We start from the raw sequence: 21,306 nt of genomic DNA, 5'->3' as shown, positions 1-21,306 counted from the left end.
ATTTCGTGAAAAATCCAGGGCTTTTCGCAGCGGGTTCAGCGTAGTTATAGATGGGACTCGGCGTATTCAGCCAGGATCGAACGCGGTACCCCTTGCAGCGCAATGTGCACGCCGTTCGGGAAGTCCTTGAAGCGTTCCGTCAGGTAAGTCAGCCCGGAGCTGGTCGCGGACAGGTAAGGGGTGTCGATCTGCGCCAGGTTGCCCAGGCACACCACTTTGGAACCGGCGCCGGCACGGGTGATGATGGTTTTCATCTGGTGCGGTGTGAGGTTCTGGCATTCATCGATCAGAATCAGGCTCTGCTGGAAGCTGCGACCTCGGATGTAGTTGAGGGATTTGAACTGCAACGGCACTTTGCTGAGGATGTAGTCGACGCTGCCATGGGTGTTTTCGTCATCCATGTGCAAGGCTTCGAGGTTGTCGGTAATCGCCCCCAGCCACGGCTCCATTTTTTCCGCCTCGGTACCGGGCAGAAAGCCGATTTCCTGGTCCAGGCCCTGCACGCTGCGGGTGGCGATGATGCGGCGATAGCGTTTGGTGACCATGGTCTGTTCGATGGCGGCGGCCAGGGCCAGGATGGTTTTGCCCGAACCTGCGGCGCCGGTCAGGTTGACCAGGTGAATGTCTGGATCGAGCAGCGCATACAGCGCCAGGCTCTGGTAGATATCACGCGGTTTCAGGCCCCAGGCTTCCTGGTGCAACAGGGGTTCCTGATGCAGGTCGAGGATCAGCAGCTTGTCGACCTGGATCTCTTTGATCCAGCCCACGAAGCCCTGTTCATCGACGATAAACTCATTGATATGCACGGCCGGCAGGTTGTCGATCAGCTGTACCTGATGCCAGGTGCGGCCGTGGTCCTGACGGGTTTCGACCTTGCTGACACGGTCCCAGAACGAGCCGGTCATCATGTGATAACCACGCGAGAGCATCGACACATCGTCGACCAGTTGGTCGGTACTGTAGTCCTCGGCAGCGATCCCACACGCTCGTGCCTTGAGGCGCATATTGATGTCTTTGGTCACCAGCACCACGCGCAGATCCTTGTCGCGGGCGTGCAGGTCGATCAATTGGTTGATGATTTTGTTGTCGTTCAGGTTTTCCGGCAGCAGGCTGTTGGGCTCGCTGCGCTTGCTCATCAGGATCGACAGCAAGCCCTTCGGGCCGCCCTTGCCACGCTGGATCGGTACGCCGACTTCAACGTCCTCGGGCGAGGCTTCACCCAGGGTCTTGTCGATCAGGCGGATGGCCTGGCGGCATTCGGCGGCAACGCTGTGGTGGCCGCTTTTGAGTTTGTCGAGTTCCTCAAGCACGATCATCGGGATGGCGACGTGGTGTTCTTCGAAGTTCAGCAGTGCGTTTGGATCGTGGATCAATACGTTGGTATCAAGCACATAAAGGATTGGCTGGTCGGAAGAAGGGTTACGTCCATGATCATCCATACTCGGTCACCTTTGTGGGAGCCATTCGACGCAATACCTGGGCGGTGCTGCGCCTCGATTCGACCACCGATTGCACCTTGAACAAGGTCAAGTGCAGTGCCCACAGGAGGAGTCTTGGAAGACGCCACCTGTGCTGCAGGTTTCGGCGATCTGACTTCGTAATACCGCAAAACCCATGACAGGAAAAAGCACTTTGACGTTTTTTTGAAGTTTATTTTTCAGGATGACGAATAGCACTAGCCGAGTGCCATGTACCCCGTTAAAGTCGGAAGTCCGCCTGCATCGAAATGTCGTAGCAAATCACCCCGAAAAGACCCCATCGCCAGCAAAGCCGGGCACTTCATCGAAATGCCTCGCGACACTCCTGCCAACCCAAGCCACTCTGCGTCGTTGCCTGCAATACCATCGGCAATGCCACCCGCGCCTTGTCCTGGGTGTCATGAAACACGATCACGCCTTTGCGCCATAGCAGCATCAACGTCAGCACCCGTTGCGCCGACTCATCGGCCTTGAGCTTGCCCGGCTCGTCCTGGGAATCGATGTCCCATAACGCCACCTGCAAACCCTGTTGCTGGAAGAAGCCCTGGCTGTCCGCACGGCGCTGCCCATAGGGCGGACGGAACAGCGGCACATAGTTTTCCGGCAGCAGATTCTGCACCAGCGCTGCGCTGCGGGTGATGGAGCTTTGCCAGTCAACCCAATGGCTATGGGAACGGTATTGCCACCCCTGGATACCCACGCACTGCCCCTGATACAGCGCCTGCACATCCGAGACAGAACTGCGCTCCACACGGCTTTGCAAACTGCTGCCAAGGGCGAAGAACGCGGCGTTCATCTTTTGCTTGCGCAGGTAGTCGGTCAGCCAATCGGTATTACCGCCCATCAACGCCGGGCCACCGTCGAAGGTCAGCAGGAACATGCGATCGTTGAGCTCGTCGCCATTGCGCTCATGATCGCCAAAGCGCGCCACTTCACTGCTGATCTGCGGAAACAGCGCAGCCTTGCGCAGCAGCTCATCCAGATAGCGCTCATGAAAGTGCCGACTGGGGGCAGCCCAGCCTATATAGAAAGAGTTGTCACTGACCTCGAACTTGCCGGCCTGCTCGCGCAGATCGTCCATGTTTTCCACCAGGTAGCAGAACGAGGCATCTGCTTCGCAGCTCTGCTGGGCGAATGTGTAGTTCTCCAACAGCCGTTGCCAGAGCTGGCGACGCAGGTCATCGATGGCGGCCAGGTTGATGATCTTCAGACCCAGCCGTTGCTTGAGCGCCGCGTCGTCCAGGGCTTCGCTGGCGAGCAGGCCGTGGGCGAACATCAGGATCTCCGCCCGCGAAGCCACATCGAACAGCGCCGGGCTGGCGAGTTTTTCCGGCCAGGTACCACGGTCCAGGCTGGCGACATCCACCGGCGCGGCCTGGGCATTCAGGCACAGCAGGCAAGCGGACAATAAAAGCGCTAATCGCACACGGGGTCTCCCTCTACAGAGTTACCGCCCATCATAGCGGATCGCATCTATCGCCATCATAGGTGGAGTCAAAACGCCCCAACCCCTAGAATCTCGCCCACGATTCCAGGAGCCAACTTCATGCTGATGGTGATTTCCCCCGCCAAAACCCTCGACTTCGAGTCCAAGCCGGTCACTGCGCGCTTCACCCAGCCGCAGTACCTGGACCACTCCCAGGAACTGATCGAGCAACTGCGCGAACTGAGCCCGGCGCAAATCAGTGAGCTGATGCACGTCTCCGACAAGATCGGTGGCCTCAACGCCGCGCGCTTCGGCAGCTGGACGCCGGCCTTCACTCCGGCCAACGCCAAGCAGGCGCTGCTGGCGTTCAAGGGCGATGTGTATACCGGCCTGAATGCCGAGACTTTCAGCGAGGCCGATTTCAGCTATGCCCAGGACCATCTGCGTATGCTCTCGGGCCTGTACGGCCTGCTGCGTCCGCTGGACCTGATGATGCCGTATCGCCTGGAGATGGGCACCAAGCTGGCCAACGCCCGCGGCAAGGACCTTTACGCGTTCTGGGGCACACGCATCAGCGAATGGTTGAATGAGGCCCTGGCCGAACAAGGCGACGATGTGCTGCTTAACCTGGCCTCCAATGAGTACTTCTCGGCAGTCAAGCGCACGGCCTTGAACGCGCGGATCATCAATACCGAGTTCAAGGACCTGAAGAACGGTCAGTACAAGATCATCAGCTTCTACGCCAAAAAGGCCCGAGGCATGATGAGCCGTTTTGTGATTGAAGAACGCATCAACGACCCGGCCAAGCTCAAGCAGTTCGATGTGCAGGGTTATCGCTTCAATGCGGAGCAATCCAAGCCGGATAACCTAGTGTTTTTGCGCGATCACGCACCGGAATAAGGCCTGTACAGCCACCAACATCAACTGGGGGAGCTGGCTTGCCTGCTATAGCGGAGGGTCAGCCGACTCACATGTCGCTGATACACCGCTATCGCAGGCAAGCCAGCTCCCACATTTTTTGCCTGCATTCCACCCCATCAATCGTCATTTATTTGGCGCCAGAAAAACATCCAGACACAACCCTAACGATTTCTTCACTCGACACCCGTCGGTTTTTTTCGTAGTGGCACCACTTTTTTTAAACGGTAGTGGCACAAAACTATCCCCTCGCACCAACTCCCCATAACTACTGGCCTAAATAGCAAGTGCTATCAATATAGTACCAGTGCCATCTTTTCTAATATTTCAAAAAATTTCGGGAAAGGGGATGAGTGGCCCGGAACTTCGTCCTGAAGCACCGCTCATACCACCGGTAACGAAATTCTCTGCTTACGTAAGAGATGACTTACATAGCGACCAACGGAAGTAGCCAAGTTGTCATAAAGCACTTTGGTTCTATGGTCATAACATCAACTGATCGAGTTAAGGGTGGCGATAAGTACGCATTGCTATCCCCTGCAGGCCAAGGCAGCGCTGACCTAAATGAGCCCGTGCAAACACACAAGGCATTGATAAAAAAGGCATTTTGCCTGCATCAAAACCTTGCCGCACCGGCGCCGGAGCCTTCCTCCAAGGAAGCACGGCTGCATTTCAGGGCAAGCCCCAATAATAAGGCCTCGTTGCGCACAACTTGAGTGCAATAGTTAGTCACTCGTTATTCAACATGCCTGCACGCGGTAAGTCGGCGTCTATTCGCCTAACTTTCGCGGCATCAGTGACGCTTGCAAACATGAACTCCGGCCATTTAATGGCATGAATTAAACAAAGAGGTAATTGCGATGCGCATCAGCATATTTGGTTTGGGTTACGTTGGCGCAGTGTGTGCCGGTTGCCTGTCTGCCCGTGGCCACGAAGTGGTCGGCGTAGACATTTCCAAGGAAAAGATCGACCTGATCAATGCCGGTAAGTCGCCGATTGTTGAACCGGGTCTGGGCGAGCTGTTGAGCCAGGGTATCCAGACGGGCCGACTGCGTGGCACTACCAACTTCGCCGAGGCGATTCGCGATACCGACCTGTCGATGATTTGCGTCGGCACGCCAAGCAAGAAGAACGGTGACCTGGAACTGAACTACATCGAGTCGGTATGCCGCGAGATCGGTTTTGTGCTGCGTGACAAGACCACCCGCCACACCATCGTGGTGCGCAGCACCGTACTGCCGGGCACTGTCGCCAACGTGGTAATCCCGATCCTGGAAGACTGCTCCGGCAAGAAAGCCGGCGTCGACTTCGGCGTTGCGGTCAACCCCGAATTCCTGCGTGAATCCACTGCCATCGCCGACTACGACCTGCCACCGATGACCGTTATCGGCGAGTTTGATAAAGCCTCCGGCGATGTGCTGCAATCGCTGTACGAAGAACTCGACGCGCCGATCATCCGCAAGGACATCGCCGTTGCCGAAATGATCAAGTACACCTGCAACGTATGGCACGCCACCAAAGTCACCTTCGCCAACGAGATCGGCAACATCGCCAAGGCCGTCGGCGTTGACGGTCGTGAAGTGATGGAAGTGGTCTGCCAGGACAAGACCCTCAACCTGTCCCAGTACTACATGCGCCCAGGTTTCGCTTTCGGCGGTTCGTGCCTGCCCAAAGACGTGCGTGCCCTCACCTACCGCGCCGGCTCCCTGGACGTGGAAGCACCGCTGCTCAACTCGCTGATGCGCAGCAACGAGTCCCAGGTACAGAACGCCTTCGACATCGTCTCCAGCCACGACAAACGCAAAGTTGCGCTGCTGGGCCTGAGCTTCAAGGCCGGCACCGATGACCTGCGTGAAAGCCCATTGGTAGAACTGGCGGAAATGCTGATCGGCAAGGGCTACGACCTGAGCATCTACGACAGCAACGTCGAATACGCCCGCGTGCACGGCGCGAACAAGGACTACATCGAAGGCAAGATCCCGCACGTGTCGTCCCTGCTCAACTCGGATTTCGATGATGTGATCAACAACTCCGACGTGATCATCCTCGGTAACCGTGACGAGAAGTTCCGTGCCCTGGCGCATAACGCTCCGGAAGGCAAGCAAGTGGTCGACCTGGTGGGCTTCATGTCCAAGGCCACCAGCGTGAGCGGCCGTACCGAAGGTATTTGCTGGTAACAGCAACGGCAAGTTTCAGGCTGCCAGTGGCTTTATCCCCAGCGCTTGCAGCCTGAAGCCTCCTCACCTTGCGGATGACGCTTATGTCCAAGTTAAAACATGTATTTCTGCAATCGGCCGGCTGGCTGTTCTTTCTCAGCCTGCTGATGGGTCTCGCCCTGCTGTTGCCGGCGAGTACCTTCGATTCGCAATCGAAGAATTTTATTTTCCTGATTGGCGCTGTGGGTATCTGGCGCTACTCGATGGGTGCGACGCATTTCTTTCGCGGCATGCTGTTCCTGTACGTGGTGTACCCGCACCTGCGCCGCAAAGTGCGCAAGCTGGGCAAGGCCGCCGACCCGTCCCATGTGTTCCTGATGGTCACCAGTTTCCGTATCGACGCGCTGACCACCGCCCAGGTCTACAGCTCGGTGATTCGTGAAGCCATCGACTGCGGCTTTCCCACCACCGTGGTGTGCTCGCTGGTGGAAATGTCCGATGAGCTGCTGGTCAAGAGCCTCTGGGAAAAGCTCAACCCGCCGGCTCACGTCAAGCTCGACTTCGTGCGCATCGCCGGTACCGGCAAACGCGACGGCCTGGCGTTTGGTTTCCGCGCCATCTCCCGCCACCTGCCGGACGATCGCGCCGTGGTGGCCGTGATCGATGGCGACACCGTGCTCGCCGAAGGCGTAGTGCGCAAGACCGTGCCGTGGTTCCAGCTGTTCGGCAATGTCGGTGGCCTGACCACCAACGAATTCTGCGAAGTGCGCGGCGGCTACATCATGAGCGAGTGGCACAAGCTGCGCTTTGCCCAACGCCACATCAACATGTGCTCCATGGCCCTGTCCAAGCGCGTGCTGACCATGACCGGGCGCATGTCGGTATTCCGCGCCAGCGTAGTGACTGACCCGGGCTTTATCGCCGACGTGGAAAGCGACTCGCTGCAACACTGGCGCCTGGGCCGCTTCAAGTTCCTCACCGGCGATGACAAGTCCAGCTGGTTCAGCCTGATGCGCCTGGGCTACGACACCTTCTACGTGCCGGACGCCGCCATCAACACCGTGGAACACCCGCCGGAAAAGAGCTTTATCAAGGCCAGCCGCAAACTGATGTTCCGCTGGTACGGCAACAACTTGCGCCAGAACTCCCGTGCCCTCGGCCTGGGCGTGCGTCGCCTGGGCCTGTTCACCAGCGTGGTGCTGTTCGACCAGCGCGTGTCGATGTGGACCTCCCTGCTCGGCCTGACCGTAGCGATGATTGCCACTTTCAAGTACGGCGGCGCCTTCATCCTCGCCTACCTGCTGTGGATCGGCATCACCCGCCTGATCCTCACCCTGCTGCTGTCGTGCTCCGGCCACAAGATCGGCCCGGCCTACCCGCTGATTCTCTATTACAACCAGATCATGGGCGCGTTGGTGAAGATCTACGTGTTCTTCCGCCTTGATCAACAGTCCTGGACCCGCCAGGACACCAAACTGACCCGCGATTTGGCCAGCTTTCAACGTTGGTTCAACACCTGGTCGTCTCGGACCATGACCTTCTCCGCCGGCAGCATCTTCGTTGCCGTGTTGCTGATGATGGTCTGACCCTGCCAAGCCTGAATTAACTAGGAAATCGAATACTATGAACAGCCAAGTAAACGCCAACGTTGTCCACGAATCCGAAGCCCAGCGCCAACACGCCCGGGTGAAAATCCCGGCCAAGCTGCGCTTCTTCAACAGTGACCGCACGCCGACCGAAGCAAAGGTTATCGACCTGTCCGCCGGCGGCCTGGCCTTCACCGCCACCCAGCCGCTCACCATCGGCCAAGTGCACAAGGGCCGCCTGCAGTTCGTGATCGACAACCTCGGCCTGGCCATGGACGTGGAGCTGCAGATCCGCTCCTACGACCGCCAGACCGGCCGCACCGGCTGCCAGTTCCAGAACCTCGATGCCCAGGATATTTCTACCCTGCGTCACCTGATCACTTCGCACCTGTCCGGCGACATCGTGACCATGGGCGACGTACTCGCGACCCTGCAACGCGACAACTTCACCAAGGCACGCAAGGTCAAGGACGGCGGCAGCGGCATGACTGCGTTCGGTCGCCTGCGCGCCGTGACATTCAGCCTGGCGATCTTTTTGGTCGGCCTGGCAGCCTTCGGCTTTGTGGTCAAGTCGCTCTACGGCATGTACTTCGTCAGCCACGCCCAGGCCGGCCTCGTCAGCGTACCGGGCATGAACGTGACCATGCCCCGTGACGGCACCGTGCAGAGCCTGCTCAAAGGTGATTCGGTTGCGGCCAAGGGCGCGCCACTGGCGACGTTCAGCACCAGTATGCTCGACGTACTCAAGGGCCACCTGGACGAAGACCAACTGCAACCGGCCAAGGTTGAAGAGCTGTTCGGCAAGCAAATGACCGGCACCCTGACTTCGCCGTGCGACTGCGTGGTCGCCCAGCAACTGGTCGCCGACGGCCAGTACGCCAGCAAGGGCGATGTGATCTTCCAACTGGTGCCACGCGGCAGCCAGGCCAATGTGGAAGCGCGCTTCAGCTATCGCCAGTTCGGTGATGTGCGCCCAGGTACCCCGGTGAGCTTCCAGGTCGCCGACGAAGAACAGGTTCGCACCGGCACCATCGTCAGCAGCACCAGCCTGAACAGCGCCGACCTGTCCTCTGACATCCGTGTGCAGATCAAGCCCGACGCACCGCTGGACAGCACCTACGCCGGCCGCCCGGTGGAAGTCACCAGTGACCGTGGCCCATCGCTGAACTGGCTGATCGACAAAGCCATGGCTCACGGTCTGTAAGCGAGGACATGCCTGTGAACTCTATTCCAACAACACCGCTGACCTCTGTGGGAGCCGGGCTTGCCCGCGATGCAGGCGACTCGGTGCATCAGTTGCACCGCAGCGATGCCATCGCAGGCAAGCCAGCTCCCACACAGAGCAAATTTCACCTGGCCTCTGCGTACTGCGCGCTGGCACTGGCCGTAAGCCTGGCCGGTTGCGCCGGCCTGCCCGACCAGCGCCTGGCCAACGAAGCCCTCAAGCGCGGCGACACCGTCACCGCCCAGCAGAATTACCAGCAACTGGCGGAACTGGGCTACAGCGACGCCCAGGTGGGCCTGGCCGATATCCAGGTCGGCACCCGCGACCCAGCGCAAATCAAGCAGGCCGAAGCCACCTACCGTGCGGCGGCAGACACCTCGCCCCGCGCCCAGGCACGCCTGGGTCGCCTGTTGGCGGCCAAGCCGGGCGCCACTGAGGCCGAGCACCATGAAGCCGAAAGCCTGCTGAAAAAAGCCTTTGCCAATGGCGAAGGCAACACCTTGATCCCGCTGGCGATGCTGTACCTGCAATACCCCCACAGCTTCCCCAATGTGAATGCCCAACAGCAGATCAGCCAATGGCAGGCGGCGGGTTACCCGGAGGCCGGCCTGGCCCAGGTGCTGCTGTATCGCACCCAGGGTACCTACGACCAGCATCTGGATGATGTGGAGCGCATCTGCAAAGCCGCGCTGAACACCACCGATATCTGCTACGTCGAACTGGCCACGGTCTATCAGAAAAAACAGCAGCCGGAACAACAGGCCGAACTGCTCAAGCAAATGGAAGCAGGCGTAAGCCGTGGCACCGTCACCGCCCAGCGCGTCGACAGCGTCGCCCGCGTACTCGGCGATGCCACCCTCGGTACCCCGGACGAGAAAACCGCCCAGGCGTTGCTGGAAAAAATCGCCCCCGGCTACCCGGCGTCCTGGGTCAGCCTGGCGCAACTGCTCTACGACTTCCCCGAACTGGGCGATGTCGAGCAGATGATGAAGTACTTGGACAACGGCCGCGCCGCCGACCAGCCACGCGCCGAATTGCTGCTGGGCAAGCTCTACTACGAAGGTAAGTGGGTGCCCGCCGATGCCAAGGCCGCCGAGGCGCATTTCGAAAAAGCCGTGGGCCGTGAAGTGGCCGCAGATTACTACCTCGGCCAGATCTACCGCCGTGGCTACCTGGGCAAGGTATACCCGCAAAAAGCCTTGGACCACCTGCTGACCGCAGCGCGCAACGGCCAGAACAGCGCCGACTTCGCCATTGCCCAACTGTTTTCCCAAGGCAAGGGCACCAAGCCCGACCCATTGAACGCCTATGTCTTCAGCCAGTTGGCCAAGGCCCAGGACACGCCAGAAGCCAATGACCTGGCCACCCAGCTCGAAGCGCCGCTGACGCCTGCGCAACGCGCCGAAGGCCAACGCCTGGTGCAACAGGAACTGGCCGCCCGCGGCACCCTGGCCCAAAGCACGCTGCAACTGCACGCCCTGCAAGAAGAAGACGGCGAGGAATCCCTATGAAGCTCAACCCATTCGTCAAGGCCGGTATCGGCCTGTCCTTCGCCCTGCTGTGGTCGTGCCCGACCCTGGCCGCGCTCACCGAAGCGAAGAACTTCGGCCTGGAAGTCAAAGCCACCGCGCAGTCTGAAGACGACCGCGACCTGGGCACCCAGAAAGGCGGCGACGTCAACGGCATCGGCCTCGACCTGCGCCCCTGGATCTACGGCGAAAGCGGCGCGTGGAGCGCCTACGCCATGGGCCAGGCAGTGGTGTCCAGCGACATCATCGAGACCGACACCCTGCAACAGTCGGCCGATGACACCACCGAGCAGCAGTCGAGCAACGACGACCGCAAGGCCAAGAAAAACTACCTGGCCCTGCGTGAGTTCTGGGTCGGCTACAGCGGCTTCACGCCCTACCCCGGCGAGATCCTCAAGTTCGGCCGCCAGCGCCTGCGCAATGACGACGGCCAGTGGCGCGACACCAACATCGAAGCGTTGAACTGGACCTTCGACACCACCTTGCTCAAGGCCAATGTCGGCGCCGCCGAACGCTTCAGCGAATACCGCACCGACCTTAAGGAATTGTCGCCGGTCGACAAGGACCGCCAGCACTTCTACGCCGACGCCGCCTACCAGTGGACACCGGGCCAGTGGATCGGCCTGCGCGGCCACCACACCCACGACGACGGCAAGCTCGACTACGCCGAACCGGGTGTGGCCAGCGACCCGCTGGACAAGCGCGAAAACGGCGACCTCACCTGGCTGGGCATCGAAGCCAATAGCGACGCCTACAACTGGCGCAACACCAACACCGTCAACTACTGGGCGAGCATCACCGGCATGAAAGGCGACCGCGACAAGGTCAACGCCTTGAACGCCGACGGCAGCCGCCCCACCTCCGCCAAACGCAGCGATGACGCCAGCGGCTGGGCCACCGATATCGGCGTACGCCTGCGCCTGGATCCGCAGTGGCAAGTGGGTGCCGCGTACTCGCGCGCCAGTGCCGAGTACGAACAGAACGGCCTGCAAAGCAACCGTTCGAATTGGACCGGCACCCAGTCCCGTGTGCATCGCTTTGGTGAAGCGTTTCGCGGCGAAATGAACAACATGCAGTCCATGAGCCTGTTCGGTTCCTGGCAGCTGCGCGAGGACTATGACGCCAGCCTGGTGTACCACAAGTTCTGGCGCGTGGACGGCAACAAGCCGGTGGGCAGCAACGGCATCGACGCGGTGCAGAACAACACCGATGACGTCACCGGCGCGATCCTCTCCAGCACCTCCCTGCCGTTGGAAGACGGCAAGAAAGACCTCGGCCAAGAAATGGACCTGGTGGTCACCAAGTACTTCAAGAAAGGCTTGCTGCCAGCGGCGCTGAGCCAGTCGATCGACGAGCCTTCAGCCCTGGTGCGTTTGCGTGCCGGCGTGTTCAAGCCCGGCGATGCCTATGGCAGCCAGGTCGACTCCTACATGCACCGCGCGTTTGTCGACGTGGTCTGGAAATTCTGATGGGAGCCTGCGCCATGAATGCTCAAAGCCTACTCGTCGCGGCAATGCTGATGGCCAGCGCCACAGCGTTTGCCGATACGGCGGCCAAGGCGCCGATCATCGCCAAGGAACTGCAACAGGCCAAAACCTACACCATCTCCAGCCCGCCCACCGCGCCGCTGGAAATGGCCAAGCCGGCGCTGCCCGACCTGTCGGGCTACACCGCGCAGGCGATGGAAAAGAAAATCGTCAAGACCAAGGCGGGCAAAATCAGCATCCGCCGCATGATGCAGGAAGACGCGCTCAAGGACTTTATCGGCGGCGATAACAAGATGGCCGAATGGGTGGTGCGCCAGCATGGCATTCCCCAGGCGATCTTCGTCGATGACGGCTACATGAACCTCAAGGACCTGCTGGGCAAGGTGCCTAAGCAGTACTTCAGCGAAACGTCGCCGGGTGTGTTCCTGGCCAAGTTGCCGATCGTGGTGGGCCGTAAAGGCATCCTCGATATCGACAAGAACACCCAGGAACTGCGCCTGTCCCAACAAGCCGGCGCGTTTTTGATCAACGACGGCCAGCTGTTCGTGCGTGACACCAAGGTCACCGGCTGGGATGAAAAAACCAACGGCCCGGCGCTGTTCAAGTCGGCCAAGGAATTCCGCCCGTTCCTGCTGGCCTGGGGCGGCACCGAGACCTACATCTCCAAAACCAAGATGGCCAGCTTCGGCTATGCCAACAGTAAGTCATACGGGGTGAGTATTTCCCAGTACACGCCGAACATGGCCAAGGTGCTCAAGCGCCCCGAGCCGACCGGTTGGATCATCGACTCCGAGTTCTCGGACATGTGGTACGGCTTCTACTGCTATGAGACCACGGGCTTTGTGATCAAGGGCAATACCTACAAAGACAACATCGTCTACGGCATTGACCCCCATGACCGTTCTCACGGCCTGATCATCGCGGACAACACCGTGTACGGCACCAAGAAGAAGCACGGCATCATCATTTCCCGGGAAGTGAACGACAGCTTTATCTTCAACAACCGCAGCTATGACAACAAGCTTTCGGGCCTGGTGATCGACCGTAACAGCGTGAACAACCTGATCGCCGACAACGAGATCTACCGCAACCACACCGACGGCATCACCCTCTATGAGAGCGGCGACAACCTGCTGTGGGGCAACAAGGTGATCAGCAACCGTCGCCACGGGATCCGCGTGCGTAACAGCGTGAACATCAAGCTCTACGAAAACACCTCGATGGCCAACGGGCTGACCGGCGTGTACGGCCACATCAAGGACTTGACCGACACCGACCGCGACATCGCCCTCGACCCGTTCGACGCCAAGGTCTCGCTGATCGTGGTCGGCGGTGAACTGGCGGGTAACGGCAGCGGGCCGCTGTCCATCGACTCGCCGTTGAGTATCGAGTTGTATCGCGTGTCGATGCTGGCGCCGACCAAATCCAGCGGCATCAGCTTCTCCGGCATCCTGGGTGACCGCCAGGAAGAAATTCTCGACCTGCTGGTGCGCCAGCAGAAAGCCGTGCTGATCGACCCCGTCGAACGCCAGACCGAATTGCAGGACTGAGGATGACCCTTATGCACCCACACATGATCAAACTGCTGAGCCTCTCGGGTCTGACCCTCGGCCTGCTGGCGGCCAGCCAGGGCGTACGCGCCGATGAAGTCAAAGCTCCTACCTTCACCGCTGAACCCTGCTGCAGCCTGTGCCCGGCCGCCCATGACGCGAAAAACTACACCACGCGCTACCAGCAGAACTTCACCACCCTGGTGCAAGCCCAGGGCGACTGGCTGTTCCGTACCCAGGAAGACCTGCGCACCGAGTTCGACACCACCCCGGCCGGCTACAAGCGCATGCAGCAGCTGCACGATGCGTTCAAGAGCAAGGGCGTGGAACTGGTGGTGGTCTACCAGCCAACCCGTGGCCTGGTGAACCGCAACAAGCTCAACCCCGCGGAGAAAGCCTCGTTCGATTTCGACAAGGCCCTGGGCAACTACAAAACCATGCTCGGCCGCTTCGCCAAGATGGGCTACGTGGTACCAGACCTGTCGCCGCTGACCAACGAACAACTGCCGGATGAATTGCCAGCCCACGATTTCTACTTCCGTGGCGACCAGCACTGGACCCCATACGGCGCCCAGCGCACCGCGAAAATCGTCGCGGCCAAGGTCAAGCAGATGCCGGAATATGCCGAGATTCCCAAGCGTGAGTTTGAGACCAAGCGCTCGGGCCGCATGGGCAAGACCGGCACCCTGCACAACATGGCCGGGCAACTGTGTGGCACCAGCTATGCGATCCAGTACATGGACCAGTTCACCACCGAGCCCAAGGGCGAAGCCGGTGACGGCGACCTGTTCGGCGATTCGGGCAACCCGCAGATCACGCTGGTGGGCACCAGCCACAGTGGCAAGAACTACAACTTCGCCGGTTTCCTGGAAGAGGAAATCGGGGCCGACATCCTCAACGTCGCCTTCCCCGGCGGTGGCCTGGAAGGTTCGATGCTGCAGTACCTGGGCAGCGACGAATTCCAGAAGACCCCGCCGAAGATCCTGATCTGGGAATTCTCGCCGCTGTACCGTCTCGACCAGGAAACCATCTACCGCCAGATGATGGCGCTGCTGGACAACGGTTGCGAAGGCAAGACCGCGCAGATGTCGGCCAGCACCACGCTCAAACCGGGCAAAAACGAACTGATGGTCAACAGCGCGAACAAAGACCTGCGCAACGCCAACCATCAGGTGGATATCCGCTTCGCCGATCCGTCGGTGAAAACCTTGCAAGCCACCCTCTGGTACATGAACGGGCGCCACGAGGACATCAAGATCGAGAAACCCGAAACATCCGATACAGACGGGCGTTTCGCCTTTGAACTGCGCACCGATGAAGACTGGGCCTCGCAGAACTTGCTGGCCGTGGAAGTGCAGGGCCCCGAAGCGGGCGCTGCGGCGCAGAAGGTTGAAGCGAAAATTTGCACACGCAACGTATTCCCAAGCGGTGGTCAGCAGACCGCCCAACTCGGGAAGTGAGGTTACTTATGCAAAAGTTATTGCTCCCTGGCCTGCTGGGCCTGGCCATGTTCGCAGGTTCCGTCAATGCAGCGGCGCCACTGCGTCCACCCCAGGGCTATTTCGCACCGATCGAAGCGTTCAAGACCGGCGACTTCAAGAATGATTGCGACAGCATGCCAACGCCCTACACCGGGCCGTTGCAGTTTCGCAGTAAGTACGAAGGTTCCGACAAGGCCCGTTCGACCCTGAATGTGCAGTCGGAAAAAGCCTTTCGCGACAGCACCGCCGACATCACCAAGCTGGAAAAAGACACCAGCAAACGGGTGATGCAGTTCATGCGCGACGGCCGTCCACAGCAGCTCGAATGCACCCTGAACTGGCTGGTGTCATGGGCCAAGGCCGATGCGTTGATGTCCAAGGACTTCAATCACACCGGCAAGTCCATGCGCAAATGGGCGCTGGGCAGCATGGCCTCGGCCTATGTGCGCCTGAAGTTCTCCGAGTCGCAGCCACTGGCCAAGCACCCGCAGGAAGCCCAGCAGATCGAAGCCTGGTTCAACAAGCTGGCCGACCAGGTGGTGAGCGACTGGGACAACCTGCCCCTGGAAAAAACTAACAACCACTCGTACTGGGCCGCCTGGTCGGTGATGGCAACGTCCATCGCTACCAACCGCCGCGACCTGTTTGACTGGGCGGTGAAGGAATACAAGGTCGGCGTGAACCAGGTCGATGACCAGGGTTTCTTGCCGAACGAATTGAAGCGCCAGCAACGCGCCCTGTCGTACCACAACTACGCGCTGCCGCCGCTGTCGATGATCGCCAGTTTTGCGCTGGTCAACGGCGTGGACCTGCGCCAGGAAAACAACAGCGCGCTCAAGCGCCTGGGCGACAAGGTGCTGGCCGGGGTGAAAGACCCGGACATCTTCGAGCAGAAGAACGGCAAAGAGCAGGACATGAAGGACCTCAAGGAAGACATGAAATTTGCCTGGCTTGAGCCCTTCTGCACCCTCTACACCTGCGCACCGGATGTGATCGAACGCAAGCATGGCATGCAACCGTTCAAGACCTTCCGCCTGGGCGGTGACCTGACCAAGGTCTACGACCCGGCGCATGAAAAAGGCAACAAAGGCAGCTAGTCGCTGATCGTTCCCACGCTCTGCGTGGGAATGCAGCACGGGACGCTGTGCGTCCCAAAGCGTGGCGCAGAGCGCCACAAGAGGCATTCCCACGCAGAGCGTGGGAACGATCACAGCCTCCCCCGACATCGTGGGGGGGTTTGGGGGGGCTCTGGCCCTTGACTGTTGGTTAAACATGGAGAGATCGGGATGGTTTTCTCGTCCAATGTGTTCCTGTTTCTGTTCTTGCCGATCTTTCTCGGCTTGTACTATTTGAGCGGGCAACGCTATCGCAATCTGCTGCTGCTGATTGCCAGCTACGTGTTCTACGCCTGGTGGCGAGTGGACTTCCTGGCGCTGTTCGCGGCCGTCACGCTGTGGAACTACTGGATCGGCCTCAAGGTCGGTGCCGCCGGTGTACGCACCAAGCCGGCGCAGCGCTGGCTGTTGCTCGGGGTGGCGGTCGACCTGTGCATCCTCGGCTACTTCAAGTACGCCAACTTCGGCGTCGACAGCATCAATGTAATGATGAAGTCGGCAGGCCTGGAGCCGTTCATCCTCACTCACGTGCTGTTGCCGATCGGGATCTCGTTCTACATCTTCGAGTCCATCAGCTACATCATCGACGTGTACCGTGGCGACACCCCGGCGACCCGCAACCTCATCGACTTTGCGGCGTTCGTGGCGATTTTCCCGCACCTGATCGCCGGTCCCGTGCTGCGCTTTCGCGACCTGGCCGATCAGTTCAACAACCGCACCCACACCCTGGATAAATTCTCCGAGGGCTGCACGCGGTTCATGCAGGGTTTCATCAAGAAGGTCTTTATTGCTGACACCCTGGCGGTGGTGGCCGACCATTGCTTCGCCCTGCAAAACCCCACTACAGGCGATGCCTGGCTCGGCGCGCTGGCCTATACCGCGCAGCTGTACTTCGACTTCTCCGGCTACAGCGACATGGCCATTGGCTTGGGCTTGATGATGGGTTTTCGCTTCATGGAAAACTTCAAGCAGCCCTACATCAGCCAGTCGATCACCGAGTTCTGGCGGCGCTGGCACATCAGCCTGTCCACCTGGCTGCGTGACTACTTGTACATCACCCTGGGCGGCAACCGCAAAGGCACCCTGACCACTTACCGCAACCTGTTCCTGACCATGCTGCTCGGTGGCCTGTGGCACGGCGCGAACATCACCTACATCGTGTGGGGCGCCTGGCACGGCATGTGGCTGGCGATTGAAAAAGCCATCGGCCTGAACACCGCGCCCCGCAGTTTCAATGTGCTGCGCTGGGCCTTCACCTTCCTGCTGGTGGTGATGGGCTGGGTGATCTTCCGCGCCGAAAACCTGCACGTTGCCGGGCGTATGTACGGTGCGATGTTCAGCTTTGGCGAGTGGTCACTGTCGGAACTCAACCGCGCCAACCTTACCGGCCTGCAAGTGGCAACCCTGGTGGTGGCCTATGCAACGCTGGCGTTCTTCGGCCTGCGCGACTTCTACACCAACCGCCCTGCCGACAAGGCCAAGCCAGCCGACCCGAGCCTGATCAAGGCCGTACCCGGCGACAACCCTGGCAGCATCCACGAGCCCGGTTTCAGCGTGGGCCGTGACGCTGCCGTGCAACCGGCCTACTGGACCGCTGACTGGCCACGCTACGCCATGCGCGCGGCGGTGCTTCTGCTGTTCGTGGCGTCGATCCTGAAACTGTCGGCGCAGAGTTTCTCGCCGTTCCTTTACTTCCAATTCTGAGGGAGCCGACCATGACCCGTTCATTACGCGTCCTCTACATAAGCCTGTTCCTGGTGCTGTTGCTGGCACTTGGCGCCTGGTCGCTGCGCAGCTTCTTTGGCTTCAGCACCAACGCCGATGCCACCGTGCTCAACGGTCGCTGGACCAAAGCCGTCGAGACCCACTACGACGACGAGTTCCCGATCAAGCGCCTGGGCACCAACCTGTGGGCGGCGCTGGACTACAAGTTGTTCAATGAAGGCCGCCCTGGCGTGGTGCTGGGCCGCGATCACTGGTTGTACAGCGACGAGGAATTCAACCCCGCCGTCAACGAAGACCAGAACCTGCAAGGCAACTACGCGCTGGTCGAAGGCGTGCGCCAGAAGCTCAAGGCCCAGGGTATCCAACTGGTGATGGCGATCGTGCCGGCCAAGGTACGCCTGTATCCGGAGCATTTGGGTGAAGTCAAACCGGCCAGCGTGCACGCCAACCTGTACCAGGACTTCCATGCCCGAGTGGCGGCGGACAACATTCCAGCTCCAGATCTGCTCGGCCCGCTGCAACAGGCCAAGCTCGCCGGCAAGCAAGTGTTCCTGCGCACCGATACTCACTGGACACCGGACGGTGCCGAAGTCGCCGCCAAGCAATTGGCCAAGGCGATTGCCGACAAAACCCCACTGAGCGGCGAGCCGCAGCGTTTTGTCACCGAGGCTGAGAAAACCGAGCCACATAAAGGTGACTTGCGTTTGTTCCTGCCCCTGGACCCGCTGTTCGAAAACCTGATGCCACCTAAAGAGCCGCTGGAAAAACGCGTCACCCACCTGGCCGAAGAGAAAGGTGATGACGCGCTGTTCAGCGACAGCGAAACCCCGGTGGCCCTGGTGGGCACCAGCTACAGCGCCAACCCCAACTGGAACTTCGTGGGTGCGCTCAAACAAGCCTTGCACAGCGACGTGGTCAGCTACGCCGAAGATGGCCACGGCCCGATCCTGCCGATGCTCAGCTACCTCAAAAGTGACGACTTCAAGAACAGCCCGCCTCAGGTGCTGATCTGGGAGTTTCCTGAACGTTATCTGCCTATCAACAACGAAATCGGTGATGCCGACCCAGCCTGGGTTGCGCAGCTTAAACAAGCCGGTTCGCGCCAACAGAACATGGCAATCAACACACCTAAATCCGAGACGCCCGACCGGGCGCAAAACTGAAAGAGAGGTAACTCACATGACTTTCACTACTACTCCTCGTCGTCTCGCTAAAACCCTGGCTATCGCAGCAGGCCTGAGCGTCGTATCCCTGTCGGCCTTCGCTGCCGGTGACGCCGCCCTATACGGCCCGACTGCACCAAAAGGCTCCAGCTTTGTGCGTATCTACAACGCCAGCAACCAGGAAGTCAGCGCCACCGTCGGCAGCACCAACCTCAGCGACGTTGCGCCACTGGCCAGCAGCGACTTCAGCTTCATGCCGGGCGGTGACTACAGCGCCAAGGTCGGCAGCCAGACCCTGCCGGTCAAGCTGGCCGCCGACCACTACTACACCCTGGTCAACAGCGGCAGCGGCCAGCCGCAGTTGATCGAAGAGCCACCGTTCAAGAACAAGCAGAAATCCCTGGTGCGCGTACAGAACCTCAGCGACAAGGCCCTGACCTTGAAGACCGCCGACGGCAAGACCGATGTGGTCAAGTCGGTGGCCGCCAAGGGCCGTGGCGAGCGTGAGATCAACCCGGTGAAAGTGAGCCTGGCGCTGTATGACGGTGACAAGAAAGTCGGTGATGTGAAGCCGGTTGCGTTGGAACGCGGTGAAGCGGCGGTGTTGTACGTCACCGGTTCAGGTTCGAGCCTGTCGCCAGTGTGGGTGAAACGCCCAGTGTCGACCCGCTGATTATTTCCCTGAGTTGACACGCCCCCTTGTGGGAGCTGGCTTGCCTGCGATGGCGGTCTTGTAGGCGCCATCGCAGGCAAGCCAGCTCCCACACTGACCGGGGCTCAACTCAGGACCGAGACAAAAACAAGAGTGAAACGACAAACCTTCGTAGCTCTGACCCATATCGATTCAAGGAGAAACACCATGATCCCAGTAATCCTTTCCGGTGGTAGCGGCTCACGTCTTTGGCCGCTTTCGCGTAAACAATTCCCCAAGCAGTTCCTGGCACTGACCGGCGAGCACACCTTGTTCCAGCAAACCCTGGAGCGCCTGGTGTTCGAAGGCATGGACGCCCCCATCGTGGTCTGCAACAAAGATCACCGTTTCATCGTCAACGAGCAACTGAGCGCACGCAAGCTCGACTGCCAGCGCATCCTGATGGAACCCTTCGGCCGCAACACTGCGCCGGCCGTGGCCCTGACCGCGATGATGCTGGTCAACGAAGGCCGTGACGATTTGATGCTGGTACTGCCCGCCGACCACGTGATCGACGACCAGAAAGCCCTGCAACGCGCACTGGCCCTGGCCACCGTGGCCGCCGAGCGGGGCGAGATGGTACTGTTCGGCGTGCCGGCCACCCGCCCGGAGACCGGCTACGGCTACATCAAGTCCACCAACGATTCGCTGCTGCCTGAAGGCGTGAGCCGCGTGCAACAGTTCGTGGAAAAACCCGATGAAAAACGTGCGGTCGAGTTCGTCAAAAGCGGTGGCTACTTCTGGAACAGCGGCATGTTCCTGTTCCGTGCCAGCCGCTTCCTCGAAGAGCTGAAAAAGCATGACCCGGACATCTACGACACCTGCGTGCTGACCCTGGAGCGCAGCGAGCAGACCGCCGATACCGTGACCTTCGACGACGCCACCTTCGCCTGCTGCCCGGACAATTCCATCGACTACGCCGTGATGGAAAAAACCCAACGCGCCTGCGTCGTGCCCTTGGCCGCTGGCTGGAGCGATGTGGGTTGCTGGGCCTCGCTGTGGGCGGTCAACGATAAAGACGCCAACGGCAACGTGAGCAAAGGCGACGTGGTGATCCAGGACAGCCGCAACTGCATGGTGCATGGCAACGGCAAACTCGTGTCGGTGATCGGCCTGGACAACATCGTGGTGGTGGAAACCAAAGACGCGATGATGATTGCCCACAAGGACAAGGTCCAGGGCGTCAAGCAGATGGTCAACACCCTCAACGAGCAAGGCCGCAGCGAGACCCAGAACCACTGCGAAGTCTATCGTCCGTGGGGTTCCTACGACTCGGTGGACATGGGCGGGCGTTTCCAGGTCAAGCACATCTCGGTCAAGCCGGGCGCGTGCCTGTCGCTGCAGATGCACCACCACCGCGCCGAACACTGGATCGTGGTCAGCGGCACCGCCGAAGTCACCTGTGACGACAACGTGTTCCTGCTCTGCGAAAACCAGTCCACCTACATCCCGATCGCCTCGGTGCACCGCCTGCGCAACCCGGGCAAGATCCCGTTGGAGATCATCGAAGTGCAATCGGGCAGCTATCTGGGGGAAGACGATATCGAGCGCTTCGAAGATATCTACGGGCGCTCGACACCGGTTGAACGTGGCGTGTCGGTGAAAACTATCGCGCAGTAAAACAGTCGTACAAGAAGCCCTCGCCCAGCCCATTGCGTCCCCTATCCGCAGTGGGTTGGGTGGGGGCTTTTTTTTGGGGTTTGTGGTGACTGTACAGGCCTCATCGCAGGCAAGCCAGCTCCCACAGTTGACCGCGCGCCCACTTTAGAATGCGGT

The 21,306-nt window shown here is 60.0% G+C and carries 15 protein-coding genes; 13 read left to right on the top strand and 2 right to left on the bottom strand.

Translation table 11 applies throughout. The features are described from left to right. Positions 1-44 precede the first annotated feature (44 nt). On the bottom strand, positions 45-1,439 hold the full coding sequence (locus AB9N64_RS23285) for a PhoH family protein (RefSeq protein WP_003188745.1): 1,395 nt from the start codon (positions 1,437-1,439) through the stop codon (positions 45-47). 340 nt (positions 1,440-1,779) lie between these two features. Next, positions 1,780-2,904, bottom strand: coding sequence for a polysaccharide deacetylase family protein (locus AB9N64_RS23280; RefSeq protein WP_014717012.1), 1,125 nt, complete (start codon positions 2,902-2,904; stop codon positions 1,780-1,782). A gap of 120 nt (positions 2,905-3,024) precedes the next feature. On the opposite strand from AB9N64_RS23280, the gene yaaA reads away from it, so the two are divergent. From yaaA to AB9N64_RS23215, 13 genes are all read left to right on the top strand, one after another. Then, a complete protein-coding gene (gene yaaA, locus AB9N64_RS23275; RefSeq protein ID WP_019817626.1) occupies positions 3,025-3,804 on the top strand; it encodes a peroxide stress protein YaaA in 780 nt (259 codons plus the stop codon). Positions 3,805-4,682: 878 nt separating this feature from the next. Further along, positions 4,683-5,999, top strand: coding sequence for a nucleotide sugar dehydrogenase (locus AB9N64_RS23270; protein WP_014717010.1), 1,317 nt, complete (start codon positions 4,683-4,685; stop codon positions 5,997-5,999). Positions 6,000-6,082: 83 nt separating this feature from the next. Then, the gene (gene alg8, locus AB9N64_RS23265; protein WP_003188740.1) at positions 6,083-7,564 is read left to right on the top strand and encodes a mannuronan synthase; all 1,482 of its coding nucleotides are present in this window, start codon (positions 6,083-6,085) and stop codon (positions 7,562-7,564) included. A 37-nt stretch (positions 7,565-7,601) separates the two neighbouring features. Next, positions 7,602-8,768, top strand: a complete 1,167-nt coding sequence (locus AB9N64_RS23260; protein ID WP_014717008.1) for an alginate biosynthesis protein Alg44 — start codon at positions 7,602-7,604, stop codon at positions 8,766-8,768. 110 nt (positions 8,769-8,878) lie between these two features. Further along, positions 8,879-10,300, top strand: a complete 1,422-nt coding sequence (gene algK, locus AB9N64_RS23255; protein ID WP_371360397.1) for an alginate biosynthesis TPR repeat lipoprotein AlgK — start codon at positions 8,879-8,881, stop codon at positions 10,298-10,300. Beyond that, positions 10,297-11,787, top strand: a complete 1,491-nt coding sequence (locus AB9N64_RS23250; protein WP_038448984.1) for an alginate export family protein — start codon at positions 10,297-10,299, stop codon at positions 11,785-11,787. Before algK ends, AB9N64_RS23250 begins: the two co-directional genes overlap by 4 nt. Beyond that, positions 11,787-13,355 (top strand): mannuronan 5-epimerase AlgG, encoded by a 1,569-nt coding sequence (gene algG, locus AB9N64_RS23245; protein ID WP_014717005.1) that lies wholly within the window; start codon positions 11,787-11,789, stop codon positions 13,353-13,355. The genes AB9N64_RS23250 and algG overlap by 1 nt, the downstream gene beginning before the upstream one ends. A gap of 11 nt (positions 13,356-13,366) precedes the next feature. Next, the gene (locus AB9N64_RS23240) at positions 13,367-14,815 is read left to right on the top strand and encodes an alginate O-acetyltransferase (protein ID WP_014717004.1); all 1,449 of its coding nucleotides are present in this window, start codon (positions 13,367-13,369) and stop codon (positions 14,813-14,815) included. A gap of 8 nt (positions 14,816-14,823) precedes the next feature. Continuing rightward, positions 14,824-15,933: a mannuronate-specific alginate lyase gene (locus tag AB9N64_RS23235; protein ID WP_014717003.1), complete on the top strand. Its 1,110-nt coding sequence runs from the start codon at positions 14,824-14,826 to the stop codon at positions 15,931-15,933. 189 nt (positions 15,934-16,122) lie between these two features. After that, positions 16,123-17,655 carry an MBOAT family protein gene (locus AB9N64_RS23230; RefSeq protein ID WP_014717002.1) on the top strand — a complete coding sequence of 511 codons (1,533 nt, stop codon included), beginning with the start codon at positions 16,123-16,125 and terminating at the stop codon, positions 17,653-17,655. A gap of 11 nt (positions 17,656-17,666) precedes the next feature. Next, the gene (locus tag AB9N64_RS23225) at positions 17,667-18,839 is read left to right on the top strand and encodes an alginate O-acetyltransferase (protein WP_014717001.1); all 1,173 of its coding nucleotides are present in this window, start codon (positions 17,667-17,669) and stop codon (positions 18,837-18,839) included. A 16-nt stretch (positions 18,840-18,855) separates the two neighbouring features. Further along, positions 18,856-19,512: an alginate O-acetyltransferase AlgF gene (locus AB9N64_RS23220; RefSeq protein ID WP_014717000.1), complete on the top strand. Its 657-nt coding sequence runs from the start codon at positions 18,856-18,858 to the stop codon at positions 19,510-19,512. A gap of 186 nt (positions 19,513-19,698) precedes the next feature. Beyond that, positions 19,699-21,150 (top strand): mannose-1-phosphate guanylyltransferase/mannose-6-phosphate isomerase, encoded by a 1,452-nt coding sequence (locus tag AB9N64_RS23215; RefSeq protein ID WP_032903349.1) that lies wholly within the window; start codon positions 19,699-19,701, stop codon positions 21,148-21,150. Positions 21,151-21,306 lie beyond the last annotated feature (156 nt).

It is taken from the genome of Pseudomonas sp. KT_2_4, from assembly GCF_041410225.1.
Lineage (GTDB): Bacteria > Pseudomonadota > Gammaproteobacteria > Pseudomonadales > Pseudomonadaceae > Aquipseudomonas > Aquipseudomonas paracarnis.
Note: the sequence above shows the minus strand (reverse complement) of the source record. Positions and strands in the feature narration are given on the sequence as shown.